Source organism: Pseudomonas neuropathica, from assembly GCF_051174785.1.
GTDB lineage: Bacteria > Pseudomonadota > Gammaproteobacteria > Pseudomonadales > Pseudomonadaceae > Aquipseudomonas > Aquipseudomonas neuropathica_A.
In genome coordinates, this window is sequence record NZ_CP195111.1 from 2,491,524 (window position 1) to 2,504,246 (window position 12,723).

A 12,723-nucleotide genomic window follows, 5' to 3' on the forward strand; every position below is an offset into this window, starting at 1 on the left:
AGCGATCCAGACCTACAACTCCCCCGCCACTTTCGCCCGCAAGGCCTTGCCGCCGAGTTGCTCGACCAGCGTCAAGGCAAACTCCAGCGCAGCGCTGGAGCCTTGCGCGGTGACGCAGTTGCCGTCGACTACCACCGGTTGATCAACAAACGTACAGCCCGAGAGTTGATGACTGGCGCTGGGCAGGCAGGTCATCCGCCGCTGACGCAGCACGCCGAAGGATTGCAGGGCGACGGCCGGGGATTCGGCGATGGCGGCGAACAGGCGTCCGGCGCTGGCCTGATCCTTGAGCAACTGTTGTAGAGGTTGGTGCGCGGCCAGGTGTTGTGAACCAACAGCGCCGCCGGGCAGGACGATCAGGTCGAAGGTTTGCGCCAGCACATCGACCAGCATGCCGTCGGCGGTCAGGCGTGTGCCACGGGCGCAGGTGAGCATGCGTCGGCCTTCAATACTGGCGGCCACCACTTCGATACCGGCGCGGCGCAGCACGTCAATCAGGGTCACGCTTTGCAGATCATCGATGCCCTCGGCGAGGGTAATCAGGGCTCTAAAGGTCATGGGCGTTATCCGCTGAGTGATGCTTGAAGCGTAGTCAGCTTCACCCGGATCGCGCTGCGACAGCCGTTACTTGATGTAAAGCTGAGTCGACATCGTGTTGCGCGGCGCGTTGATCGAGGTGTTGCTGAAGGTGAAGGTGCCTTCCTGCTTGCCCGCCAGATCGAAGGTATAAAGAGAACCGACGGTTTTGTTGCCGGGGGTGCATTCGGTCAAGTTGCCGTTATCAAAGGCACACACCGGGGCACGGGTGCCGTTCACTTCGAAGCCGTCCAGTGCGACCTGAGGCTGGCTCTTGCCGTAGCCTACTTCGAGCACGTAGACCTTGATGTTCGGTCCGCTGTGATTGCACTGGGTCTGCGCCTGGCCATCGGCGATGTCTTCAAGACCACAGGCTGGCGATTGCACCTTGATCACTTTCACTTGCGTCAACGGTGGCGCCGATGCCGCCCAGGCTGTCGACATCCCGGCCATCAGTACGGCAATCAAACCCAAAACCTTCATCCAGCACTTGCTCATGCGCTTCCCGCCCCGAAAAAATCAGCGCGCAGTATGGCGCAGTTGGCATCAACGCAAAACTTCGCCGACGATCGACACCAACAACCGCCATATTCCTCACGCTGCTGGTATGATGCGCGGCTTTTTCCGGCCCAGCACAATTTTTCAGGCGCTTGCGACGGTCTGTGCTTTGCTGTTGAGGTCGATACATTCACGGCGCCACGCGCGCCACGGGGAGCAGACATGCTGGAAAGGCTGTTTCAACTCAAGGCACACAACACCAACGTGCGCACCGAGATTCTTGCGGGCATCACGACGTTCCTGGCCATGGCCTACATTCTGTTCGTCAACCCGAGCATTCTCGGTGAGACCGGCATGGACAAGGGCGCGGTATTCGTCGCCACCTGTCTGGCAGCCGCCATCGGCTCGACGGTGATGGGCCTGATCGCCAACTACCCGATCGCCCTCGCACCGGGCATGGGTCTGAACGCCTTCTTCACTTACACCGTGGTTCTGCACATGGGCCACACCTGGCAAGTGGCGCTGGGTGCGGTGTTCATTTCTGCCGTGCTGTTCTTCCTGCTGTCGATCTTCCGTATTCGTGAATGGATCATCAACAGCATCCCGCTGCCACTGCGCTCGGCGATTGCCGCCGGTATCGGCCTGTTCCTCGCGCTGATCGCCCTGCACAATGCCGGTATCGTGGTCAGCAACCCGGCGACCATGGTCGGCCTCGGAGACCTGAAACAGCCAGCACCGATTCTCGCCACCCTCGGCTTTGCCCTGATCGTCGCCCTCGAAGCGCTGAAAGTGCGCGGTGCGGTGCTGATCGGCATTCTGGCCGTGACCATCATTTCCATCGCGATGGGCTTCACCCCGTTCGGCGGCGTCACGTCGATGCCTCCGTCGCTGGCCCCGACCTTCCTGCAACTGGACATCAAAGGCGCACTCGACATCGGTCTGGTCAGCGTGATTTTCGCCTTCCTGTTCGTCGACCTGTTCGACAACTCCGGTACCCTGATCGGCGTGGCCAAACGCGCCGGCCTGATGGGCAAGGACGGCCACATGCCGAAAATGGGGCGCGCCCTGATCGCCGACAGCACCGCGGCCATGGCCGGTTCGTTGCTGGGTACTTCGACTACCACCAGTTACATCGAATCCGCTGCCGGCGTGAGTGCGGGCGGCCGTACCGGTCTGACGGCCATCGTTGTGGCGATTCTGTTCCTGCTGGCGCTGTTCTTCTCGCCACTGGCGGCCAGCGTTCCGGCCTTCGCCACCGCGCCGGCACTGCTGTTCGTCGCCGTGTTGATGACTTCGGGCCTGGCGGAAATAGACTGGGACGACATCACCGTTGCCGCGCCAGTTGTCGTGACCGCGCTGGCCATGCCGTTCACTTACTCGATCGCCAACGGCATCGCCTTCGGTTTCATCTCCTGGACCGTGATCAAGCTGCTGTCGGGCCGTGCCCGTGAGCTGAACCCGGCGCTGGTGATTCTGTCGATTCTGTTCGTGATCAAGTTGGGTTGGTTCAACGCATGACTTTCGATTCCCAGGCCTACGCCGAGCAACTTCAAGCCAAGGTCACGCGCTTGCGTGACCTGCTGGCGCCGTTCGATGCACCCGAGCCAACGGTGTTCGACTCGCCGCTGCAGAACTTCCGTCTGCGCGCCGAATTCCGCCTGTGGCGCGAGGGCGGTGATCGGCATTACGCGATGTTCGCTCAGGACGACAAGCGCACGCCGATTCTTATCGAAGAATTCCCGATCGCCAGCCTGCGCATCAACCAGTTGATGCCGCAGTTGAAGGCGGCATGGCAGGCCAGTTCGGCGCTGAGCCACAAGCTGTTTCAGGTGGAGTTCCTGACCACGCTGGCCGGCGATGCAATGATCACCCTGTGCTATCACCGCCCGCTGGACGAACACTGGCACGCGGCAGCCACCAAACTGTCTGCGGATCTCGGCGTCAGCATCATTGGTCGCTCGAAGGGCAAACGCGAAGTGCTTGGCCTCGATTACGTGGTCGAAAAACTTGAAGTCGGCGGGCGCACCTTCAGCTATCGCCAGCCGGAAGGCGCGTTCACTCAGCCAAACGGTACGGTGAACCAGAAGATGTTGAACTGGGCATACGAAGCACTCGGTGATCGCACTGACGACTTGCTGGAGCTGTACTGCGGCAACGGCAACTTCACCCTGCCGCTCGCCACTCGCGTGCGCAAGGTGCTGGCCACCGAAATCAGCAAGACCTCGGTCAACGCCGCACTGAGCAACCTCAGCGAAAACGCTGTGGATAACGTCACTCTGGTGCGTTTGTCCGCCGAAGAACTGACCGAAGCACTCAACGAAGTGCGCCCGTTCCGTCGCCTGCAAGGCATCGACCTGAAGAGCTACGAGTTCGGCAGCGTGTTCGTCGACCCACCGCGCGCCGGCATGGACCCGGACACCTGCGAGCTGACCCGGCGCTTCGACAACATCCTGTACATCTCCTGCAACCCGGAAACCCTGGCGGCGAACATCGCCCAGTTGCACGACACGCACCGCATTACCCAGTCCGCATTGTTTGACCAGTTCCCGTGGACGCATCACATGGAATCGGGTGTGTTGCTGACCCGGCGTTGATTGCCGATGCCGGATGCGAAAAAGCCGTCGTGATTGACGGCTTTTTTGTGGGTGCTTTTTTGTGGGTGCTTATTTGTTTGTGCGATCACCGAACATAAAACACCGAGGTCATTTTTGTTCAATTGACCATGGTAACCATCTAGTACATTTTATCTCCACAGGCTGAAAACCTCAGCCAAAGCCAAAAACAATAAGTGGAGTTACCCCTCATGCCCCCTATCGTTCTGGTGCTCAACGGCCCGAACCTGAACCTGCTCGGGACCCGCGAGCCGGCGACTTACGGTCACGAAACCCTGGCGGACATCTCGGCGTTGTGCGGTCGCGCTGGCGAAGAATTCGGCCTGGCCGTGGAGTTTCGCCAGACCAATCACGAAGGCGAACTGCTCGACTGGATTCACGCCGCCCGTGGCCGTTGCGCCGGGATCGTGATCAATCCGGCGGCTTGGACGCACACCTCGGTAGCGATTCGCGATGCGCTGGTGGCCAGTGAATTGCCGGTGATCGAAGTGCACCTGTCCAACGTCCACGCCCGCGAGCCGTTTCGTCATCACTCGTTCGTCTCGGCGATTGCCACAGCGGTAATGGCCGGTTTTGGCAGTCACGGCTATCGACTGGCACTGGAACATTTCAGCCAGCGGCTGAAGGGGTAAATCGCATGTCTCGCGCTAACGTAATACTCGCCGGGCTGATCGGCGCCGGCATTCAGGCCTCTCGCACGCCAGCGCTGCATGAGCACGAAGGCGATGCCCAAGGTCTGCGCTACCTCTATCGATTGATCGATCTCGATCAGTTGAAAATGGACAGCACCGCCCTGCCCGACCTGCTGCTGGCGGCCGAGCGGATGAACTACACCGGGCTGAACATCACATTCCCGTGCAAGCAGGCGATCATCCCGCTGCTCGACGAATTGTCAGCGGAAGCCAAGGGCATCGGCGCGGTGAACACCGTGGTGCTGAAGGACGGCAAACGTGTCGGCCATAACACCGACTGCCTCGGTTTCGCCGAAGGTTTTCGCCGTGGTCTGAAAGACGCCGCCCGCGAGCGCGTAGTCCAGATGGGCGCCGGTGGCGCAGGCGCAGCAGTGGCCCACGCGTTGTTGAGCGAAGGCGTACAGCAACTGACTATTTTCGATGTCGACCGTGAGCGCGCCGAGAGTCTGGCGAACAACCTCAATGAGCATTTCGGCTTTGGTCGTGCAGTGGCTGGGCATGATCTGCCGAGTACGCTGAATCAGGCCGATGGTCTGGTGAACACGACGCCGATGGGCATGGCCAAACTGCCGGGCATGCCGGTGCCGGTCGAACTGCTGCGCAAGGAATTGTGGGTGGCCGAGATTGTGTATTTCCCGCTGGAAACCGAACTGCTGCGCAATGCTCGCGCGCTGGGTTGCCGAACGCTGGATGGCGGCAATATGGCGGTGTTTCAGGCAGTGAAAGCGTTTGAGTTGTTCAGTGGCGTGGTGCCGGATGCGCAGCGCATGCTCGCGCATTTTCAAAGCATGAATGGCTAAAAACCTGTGGGAGCGAGCCTGCTCGCGAAAGCGTACCTTCAGTCAATATATTTACTGACTGACACGCCGCTTTCGCGAGCAGGCTCACTCCTACAGGGAACTGCGTCAGGCTTGCAGGTAGCGTAAAACGGATTCGCAAATCATCTCGCGATGCCGCTGCTTGATGCTTTCATCCGGCAGATCGATCTGAAAAATCTCGCCAAACGTGTGCCGGTTCGATACGCGATAGAAGCAGAACGAACTGATCAGCAGATGCACATCCAGCGCATCCAGTCCCGCGCGGAATAAACCTTCATCAGCACCACGACGCAGAATCTCACCGAGCGAATCGAGGATGGTATTGTTCATCGCCTTGATCGCATCGGAACGCTTCACGTATTCAGCGTTGTGGATATTTTCGATGCTGACGATGCGCACGAAATCGACATTGCGGTCGTGGTGATCGAAGGTGAACTCCACCAGTCGCCGAATCGCCTCCACCGGCGCCAGCTCGGCCAGATGCAGACGGTTTTCGGTGCTGCGGATATCGCCGTAAAGCTTTTCCAGCACCTCGACGTACAACTGCTCCTTACTGCCGAAGTAGTAATAGATCATGCGTTTGGAGGTGTGGATACGCTCGGCAATCGCATCGACGCGAGCCCCCGACAAACCTTGCTGGACGAACTCGACGATCGCCTCCTGCAGGATATTCTCGCGGGTCTTTTCCGGGTTGTTCTTGCGACTCTTGCGCGGCTCTACAGCGGACACTTCAGGAGCTGCGGAAAGTTCTGTATTCATCGTCATTGCGGGCTCACGGCCATCACTGCACAGGCGGCGATTATGGGCCGCGCAGCACAGTGAAGGAAGCCGCGCGGCCTGTGTTTAATCCCGCGTTTACGAATTTCCTACAACTTCGCCTGGCGCACTGCGCCACTGCGTGATTTGGCCATCGCGGCCAGACGCACCGCGACGTTGGCCGCGCCGTAACCGGCATAGCCGTTCTTGCGCTGAATGATCTCGAAGAAGAAGCGCCCTTCGAACGGTTCGGTGTAGACGTGGAACAGCTCACCGCCCTGCGCATCACGGTCGTACAGAACGTTGTAATACGCCAGTTCGCTGAGGAATTCGTCGTCGAAATCGAAGCGCGCAGCAAGATCGTCGTAATAGTTCAGCGGGATGTCCAGCAATGGCACACCGGCCTCTTTGGCGCGACTGACTTCGGCGAAGATGTCGTCACAATCGAAGGCGATGTGATGCACACCCGAGCCGCGATAGCTCGACAGCGCGTGAGAAATAGCGGTGTTACGGTTCTCGGAAATGTTCAGCGGCAAGCGGATCGAACTGTCGCGACTGCGCAGTGCGCGGCTCTTCACCAGACCGTACGGATCAGGCAATACCACTTCGTCATCAGCCTCGAAATCCAGCAGGCTCTTGTAGAACAGCACCCAACTGTCGAGGCTGTCGGCTGGCAGCGCCATGGCCATGTGGTCGATACGTTTAAGGCCGCCACGGGCCGGCGCATCTGCCAGCAGATTGAAATCGGTGCCGTAGACGTCGGCCTGTTCATCCACCAGATAAATCAGGCTGCCGTCCGGGGCGCGCACCGCTGCCAGCTCCAGTTCATTGGGGCCGACCAGTCCACGATAGGGCTGACCTTTGTAGGCGACGGCGCGGGCCAGCGCACTGGCGCTGTCCTTGACCCGCACAGCGGTGGCGCACAGCGACGGGCCGTGGGCTTCGAAAAAGCTGTGAGCGAACGAATAAGGCTCGGAATTTAGGATCAGGTTGATGTCGCCCTGACGCAGCAGACTCACGCTCTTGGAACGATGTTGCCCCGCCTTGACGAAACCGAGGCGTTCCAGCCAGTTCGACAGCTTGGCGCCGAGGCTTTCATCCACGGCGAACTCAAGAAACTCGATGCCGTTGTACTCACTGGCCTTCGGTGTTTCGAAAAGGATTTCGCGATTGGCCACAGGCGTCGCGTCCTGCTCCAGACGCTGGCGGGTCTTCTCTTCCAGATACAGCAGCGAACGCAAACCGTCGGCGGCATTGGCCCGTGGTGGCGCGGCGCGGAAGCCGTCGTTGAAGATTTCCAGCGACAGCGGCCCGGTGTAACCGCTCTGGATGATCGGCGCGAGGAACCCCGGCAAATCGAATTCGCCCTGCCCCGGGAAGCAGCGGAAATGCCGGCTCCACTCCAGCACGTCCATGGCCAGGATCGGTGCATCAGCCATTTGTACGAAGAAGATCTTCTCGCCGGGAATAGCGGCGATGGCGCTAGGATCGCCCTTCAACGACAAGGTGTGAAAGCTGTCGAGCAAGACGCCGAGGCTCGGGTGATCGGCCTGCCGCACGATGTCCCAGACCTGTTGATAAGTGTTGACGTGACGGCCCCAGGCCAGCGCCTCGTAACCGATGCGCAAGCCGCGCGCACCGGCATGCTCGGCCAGCAGTCGCAGGTCATCGACTAGAATTTGTTGATCGCCGACGCTGTCGGCCGAGGCATTGCTGCAGACCAGCACCAGATCGGTACCCAGTTCCTGCATCAGGTCGAACTTGCGCTCGGCCCGCTCCAGATTGCGCGCGAGGCGATCGCGGCGGCAGCCTTCGAAATCGCGGAACGGCTGAAACAGCGTGATGGCGATACCGAGGTCGGCGCACATCTGTTTAATTTCCCGTGGACTGCCGTCGTAGTACAGGAGGTCGTTTTCGAATATCTCCACCCCGTCGAACCCGGCGGCGGCGATGGCTTCGAGTTTTTCCGGCAGGGTGCCGCTCAAGGAAACGGTGGCAATGGAACGCTGCATGTTTCAACTCCCGGACTGCGCCGCTTTATCTTTACTGTAGGAGCCGCCGAAGCCAGCAATCGTTTGATCTTTATTGCTGAAAAGCACAATCAAAAGATCGCAGCCTGCGGCAGCTCCTGCACAGGATGGTTTTTATAGTGAGGGAAATTATTGGCTGCATCCCCGCGCGCAGCAATTTAAAGTGTACTACCCGGTTAGTTTTGCGTGCGATTATCGAACACAATGGCGGTTTGGCGAATTGACGATTTTTCGTCCACTGCCCAACATCGACCGCACATTGAGTCCGGATCTGAACCACCGGTCGCAGCGTGCAAAGTAGAAAGCACACCAAATAACAAATCCAAAAACGGGTGGAACACATGATTCCTTCACAGACTTCCCGCATGGCTCCGGCCATGAGCACTGCCACGGGTGGCATCGGCGACAAGATCCGCGGCGCCATGGCTGTCGGCAAGACCCGTTGGGGCATGCTGGCGCTGGTGTTTTTCGCCACTACCCTGAACTACATCGACCGCGCCGCCCTCGGCGTCATGCAGCCGATCCTCGCCAAGGAAATGAGCTGGACGGCGATGGATTACGCCAACATCAACTTCTGGTTTCAGGTCGGCTACGCGATCGGTTTCGTCCTGCAAGGACGCTTGATCGACCGGGTCGGCGTCAAACGCGTGTTCTTCTGCGCCGTGCTGCTGTGGAGCCTGGCCACCGGTGCACATGGTCTGGCGACTTCGGCCGTTGGCTTTATGGTCTGCCGATTCATCCTCGGCCTGACCGAAGCGGCGAACTACCCGGCCTGCGTGAAAACCACGCGCCTGTGGTTCCCGGCAGGCGAACGTGCGGTCGCCACTGGCATCTTCAACGCCGGCACCAACGTCGGTGCGATGTTTACACCGATGCTGCTGCCATTGGTCCTGCATGTCTGGGGCTGGCAAGCGGCGTTCCTGTGCATGTCGGCACTCGGCGGGATCTGGCTGCTGTTCTGGGGTTTGAAGTACTTCAACCCGGAAGATCATCCGAGCGTCAAACAGTCCGAACTGGACTACATCCAGAAGGAAGTCGAACCAGAGCAGGCCCGCGTACCGTTCTCGAAAATCCTGCGCATGCGCGGTACCTGGGCGTTCGCCCTCGCCTACTCGCTGACCGCGCCGGTGTTCTGGTTCTACCTTTACTGGCTGCCACCGTTTCTAAACCAGCAATACAACCTGGGCATCAACGTCACCCAGATGGGTATTCCGCTGATCATTATCTACGTGACGGCTGACTTCGGCAGCGTCGGCGGCGGCATTCTGTCTTCGTTCCTGATCGGTCGCGGGATGAACTCGATCAAGGCGCGGCTGCTGTCGATGTTCCTGTTTGCCTGCTGCATCATCGGCGTGGTCATGGCGGCCGGTTCAGCCAATCTGTGGGTTGCAGTCGCTGCGATCTCTCTGGCCATTGGTGCGCACCAGGCCTGGACGGCGAACATCTGGAGCCTGGTGATGGACTACACGCCCAAGCACATGATGAGCACGGTGTTCGGTTTCGGCGGCATGTGCGCCGCGATTGGCGGGATGTTCATGACCCAGATCGTCGGCCACATCCTCACCGTCACCAACAACAACTACACCGTGTTGTTCACCCTGATCCCGGCGATGTACTTCATTGCGCTGACCTGGATGTACTTCATGGCACCGCGCAAGATTCCTACCCTCACCGAATAACCTGGCCACTATATTGGCCCCTTGTGGGAGCGAGCTTGCTCGCGAATGCGGACTGACAGTCGAAACAAATGTGACTGACACACCGCTTTCGCGAGCAAGCTCGCTCCCACAGTTTCTTGTGTTGTCAGCTCAACGACGGCTTTGCTGCCACGCTGCCGCCAACCCGCTGCAGCAGATCACCGCAATGCCGATGATCGTCAACAGACTCGGCGTGTGATTGAACAGCAACCAGCCCAACAACCCGGCAAACACGATCTGGCAATAACCGAACGGCGCCAGCAGTGCCGGTGCGGCATGGCGGAACGCCTGGGTCAGAAACAAATGCGCAGTCATCCCGCAACTGCCCAGCGCCAGCATCAGCCCGGCATGGGTCAGCGTCGGCACCTGCCAGAAGAACGGCACCAGCGCACTCATCACCAGCGTGTTACACAGCCCGGCGAAAAAGTTGCTGGTGGTCGGGCTATCGACTTCGGCGAGCTTGCGGGTCAGCAGTTGATAGAAACAAAAAAACAGCGCCGAGCAGAACGGCAGCAACACTGCCGGGGTGAACAACTCACCGCCCGGGTGGACGATGATCAGCACGCCGATAAAGCCGCAGATCACCGCGATCCATTGCCCGCGCGTCACCCGTTCCTTGAGCAGTGGCACTGACAATGCGGTCACCAAAACCGGCGCAAGGAAGTTGACCGCCGTGGCCTCCGCCAACGGGATGTACAACAAAGCGGTGGTGAAAAACAGGCTGGTGCCGAGCAGGCAGAGTGCCCGAACCAACTGCCATAACGGCTTTTTGGTGCGCAGGACGCGCAACCCGGACTGCGGCAGAAAAATCCCCGCCATCAGCAGGGTGTGCACCAGATAGCGCGCCCACACCACCATCACGATCGGATAGAAACCGGACAGGTATTTCGACAGCGCGTCGTGACTGGAGAACAGGAAGGTTGCCACGACAATCAGCAAGATCCCCTTGAAGGGTTGGTTGACACCGGAGAGCGGGGTGCTGACGGTCATTGGGTTTCCTTGTATTACCAAAAAGATCAAAAACCTTCGCAGGAAAGTCTAGCCGCCACTGGAACAGCACTGTCCTATGTCAGCTGGCTTGCCCGCGACAGGTGCGCAGCACCGCTTAAAGCCGCGCCAACAACGCTCGAGTTTTTTCAATCGACATCTGCGCCCGCTGCAATCCGCTCACGCCCTGCTCCAGCAGTTTTACCGTGGGAATTTCCAGGCTCAGTGGGATATTAGCCGGCAACGCTTTCAGCAACCCGAGCAGATCGCAATCGCCCTCGCCGGGAAACCGCCGCTCGTTGCGCGCCTGACGCAAGATCTCGGCCATGTCTGACGGTCGCGGCCCCGCTACATCACATAATTGCGCATAACGCAGGCGCGACACCGGCACGTTGGCCAGATCCTGTAAGCGTGACGCCGATCGATCAAAGTGGAACGCATCGATCAGCACCGCAGCGTTTTCCCGATCAGCGTTCTCGATAATGCGCAGCGCTTGCTGAAGATCGCGCGCATCAGTCCAGGGCATGAACTCCAGATGCGGATGCAATCCGTAAGGGGCCGCCAGATCGCAAAGGGCCGCGAAGTGATCGGTGAGTCGCTGCTCGTCAGGATCATTCCCGGCAACGAGTAATTCTGTGGCGCCGAACTCCGCGCCGACCGTAAGAAGTTTCTCGAAATCGGCGACGATGGTTTGTGGCTTCAGACGCAGGATTTCCACGTCGAGCACACGGAGGCCGGTATCGCGTAACCGCGCCAATGTCTGACGGCGCAAATCAGCATCGGCCACCAACGGGAAGTGATATTCCTCAGGCGTCGCTGGCTCCAGGCGTAAGCCGACATGGCTGTAACCGGCACGTGCGGCCACTTCGACCATTTGCGGTGGCGACAACTCCAGCACGGTGAGGCTGGCCAGGGACAGAATTCGTTCGTTCATGTTCAAGCCTCGATCAGTGCAGGGGCGTAGGCACGGCCAGTGGCGGCGGCCTCGCGGATCGCTTCGACCAGCGCAAGGGTGCGGGCGGCATCGGCAGCGCTCACCAGCGGCTCGACTTCACGCCGCGCCACGCGTACGAAATGCTCTAACTGCAAGCGCAAAGCTTCGTCACCGCTGTAGGACTCTTCCACCACCTGCAAGGGTTCATGCCAACCGGCGTCGACCTGATCAGCGGCGTAATGCCAGCGTTTGAGTTGCGGGATGCTCAAGGCGCCGGCGGTTCCGGCCAGCAGATAACACGGCTGATCGGCCTGGCGCGGATACACCGGGTTCTCACCGGAATCCAGCTCCCAACTCCACGGCGCGGCGACCGCGTCGGAACCGCTCAATGTGCCCAATGTGCCACCTTCGAATTGCAGCAACACCGCCGCGCTGTCTTCATTGGCAAAACCGCGCACGGCGTTGTCGGTGATCGCCTGCACCGAGCGCACTTCACCACACAGATGCCGTAGCAGGTCGAGGTCGTGGATCAGGTTGGTGAGCAACATCCCGGCGCCCGGTTCGCGGCGCCACGGGATCTCGAAATAGCTGTCGGGTTTGCGCAACTGGAACAACGCAGTGACCGTGGTCAAACGCCCGAGTGCCCCGCTCTGCACCAACTCATGGGCACGTACGATCAGCGGATTGTGGCGCCGATGATGGCCAACCAGCACCGGCACGCCGCTGCTTTTAACCATAGCAACCAATTCGCGCACTTCATCGATGTGCACGCCGACCGGTTTCTCCAGCAGCACCGGCACACCCGCGGCCAGACAATCGAGCGCGGTGCTGACGTGTTGATTATTCGGATTGGCGACAATGACCGCGTCTGGCCGGACAAGCTCCAGCATCTGACGATGATCGGCGAAATGCCTTACGCCCCATTCAGCCGCAAGAGCTGCGGCTTGCGGACCGGGATCAGCCACGGCGCACAGCGTCGCTTCGCTGATGGATTGCAGATGCCGATGATGTTGCTGGCCCATGTTGCCGGCGCCGATCAGGGCGATTCGAAGGGGCGAATTCAAGGTGCGGTCCTCTTGTGATTGTTGTTGGAATATCACTCCAGCAACAATTTAGAACCGAG

12 protein-coding genes are annotated in these 12,723 nt (G+C 59.8%); 5 read left to right on the forward strand and 7 right to left on the reverse strand.

Features of this window, described 5'->3' with window-relative positions:
• Positions 1 to 12: 12 nt before the first annotated feature.
• Both ACRRSD_RS11285 and ACRRSD_RS11290 read right to left on the reverse strand, forming a co-directional pair.
• On the reverse strand, positions 13 to 558 hold the full coding sequence (locus ACRRSD_RS11285; RefSeq protein ID WP_435038100.1) for a DJ-1 family glyoxalase III: 546 nt from the start codon (positions 556 to 558) through the stop codon (positions 13 to 15).
• Between the two features lie 66 nt (positions 559 to 624).
• On the reverse strand, positions 625 to 1,074 hold the full coding sequence (locus ACRRSD_RS11290; protein ID WP_007909735.1) for a DUF4879 domain-containing protein: 450 nt from the start codon (positions 1,072 to 1,074) through the stop codon (positions 625 to 627).
• A gap of 222 nt (positions 1,075 to 1,296) precedes the next feature.
• Between ACRRSD_RS11290 and ACRRSD_RS11295 the strand changes: the two genes are divergently transcribed.
• The 4 genes from ACRRSD_RS11295 (at position 1,297) to ACRRSD_RS11310 (ending at position 5,178) form a co-directional block, all read left to right on the forward strand.
• Positions 1,297 to 2,592: an NCS2 family permease gene (locus ACRRSD_RS11295; protein WP_122607872.1), complete on the forward strand. Its 1,296-nt coding sequence runs from the start codon at positions 1,297 to 1,299 to the stop codon at positions 2,590 to 2,592.
• Positions 2,589 to 3,668 (forward strand): tRNA (uridine(54)-C5)-methyltransferase TrmA, encoded by a 1,080-nt coding sequence (gene trmA, locus ACRRSD_RS11300; protein WP_435038101.1) that lies wholly within the window; start codon positions 2,589 to 2,591, stop codon positions 3,666 to 3,668. The genes ACRRSD_RS11295 and trmA overlap by 4 nt, the downstream gene beginning before the upstream one ends.
• 209 nt (positions 3,669 to 3,877) lie before the next feature.
• Positions 3,878 to 4,318 carry a type II 3-dehydroquinate dehydratase gene (gene aroQ, locus ACRRSD_RS11305; RefSeq protein WP_007909727.1) on the forward strand — a complete coding sequence of 147 codons (441 nt, stop codon included), beginning with the start codon at positions 3,878 to 3,880 and terminating at the stop codon, positions 4,316 to 4,318.
• Between the two features lie 5 nt (positions 4,319 to 4,323).
• Entirely contained in the window at positions 4,324 to 5,178 is an 855-nt protein-coding gene (locus ACRRSD_RS11310; protein WP_435038102.1) for a shikimate dehydrogenase, read from the forward strand.
• A gap of 105 nt (positions 5,179 to 5,283) precedes the next feature.
• On the opposite strand, the gene ACRRSD_RS11315 is transcribed toward ACRRSD_RS11310, so the two are convergent.
• Positions 5,284 to 5,961: a TetR family transcriptional regulator gene (locus tag ACRRSD_RS11315; RefSeq protein ID WP_122599765.1), complete on the reverse strand. Its 678-nt coding sequence runs from the start codon at positions 5,959 to 5,961 to the stop codon at positions 5,284 to 5,286.
• A 101-nt stretch (positions 5,962 to 6,062) separates the two neighbouring features.
• Positions 6,063 to 7,964: a 3-dehydroshikimate dehydratase QuiC gene (quiC, locus tag ACRRSD_RS11320; protein ID WP_435038103.1), complete on the reverse strand. Its 1,902-nt coding sequence runs from the start codon at positions 7,962 to 7,964 to the stop codon at positions 6,063 to 6,065.
• 359 nt (positions 7,965 to 8,323) lie between these two features.
• On the opposite strand from quiC, the gene ACRRSD_RS11325 reads away from it, so the two are divergent.
• The gene (locus ACRRSD_RS11325; RefSeq protein WP_435038104.1) at positions 8,324 to 9,661 is read left to right on the forward strand and encodes an MFS transporter; all 1,338 of its coding nucleotides are present in this window, start codon (positions 8,324 to 8,326) and stop codon (positions 9,659 to 9,661) included.
• 129 nt (positions 9,662 to 9,790) lie between these two features.
• On the opposite strand, the gene ACRRSD_RS11330 is transcribed toward ACRRSD_RS11325, so the two are convergent.
• The 3 genes from ACRRSD_RS11330 to ACRRSD_RS11340 form a co-directional block, all read right to left on the reverse strand.
• The gene (locus ACRRSD_RS11330; protein WP_034153813.1) at positions 9,791 to 10,669 is read right to left on the reverse strand and encodes a DMT family transporter; all 879 of its coding nucleotides are present in this window, start codon (positions 10,667 to 10,669) and stop codon (positions 9,791 to 9,793) included.
• A 115-nt stretch (positions 10,670 to 10,784) separates the two neighbouring features.
• Positions 10,785 to 11,600 carry a sugar phosphate isomerase/epimerase family protein gene (locus ACRRSD_RS11335; RefSeq protein ID WP_435038105.1) on the reverse strand — a complete coding sequence of 272 codons (816 nt, stop codon included), beginning with the start codon at positions 11,598 to 11,600 and terminating at the stop codon, positions 10,785 to 10,787.
• A gap of 2 nt (positions 11,601 to 11,602) precedes the next feature.
• Entirely contained in the window at positions 11,603 to 12,664 is a 1,062-nt protein-coding gene (locus tag ACRRSD_RS11340) for a Gfo/Idh/MocA family protein (protein WP_435038106.1), read from the reverse strand.
• Positions 12,665 to 12,723 lie beyond the last annotated feature (59 nt).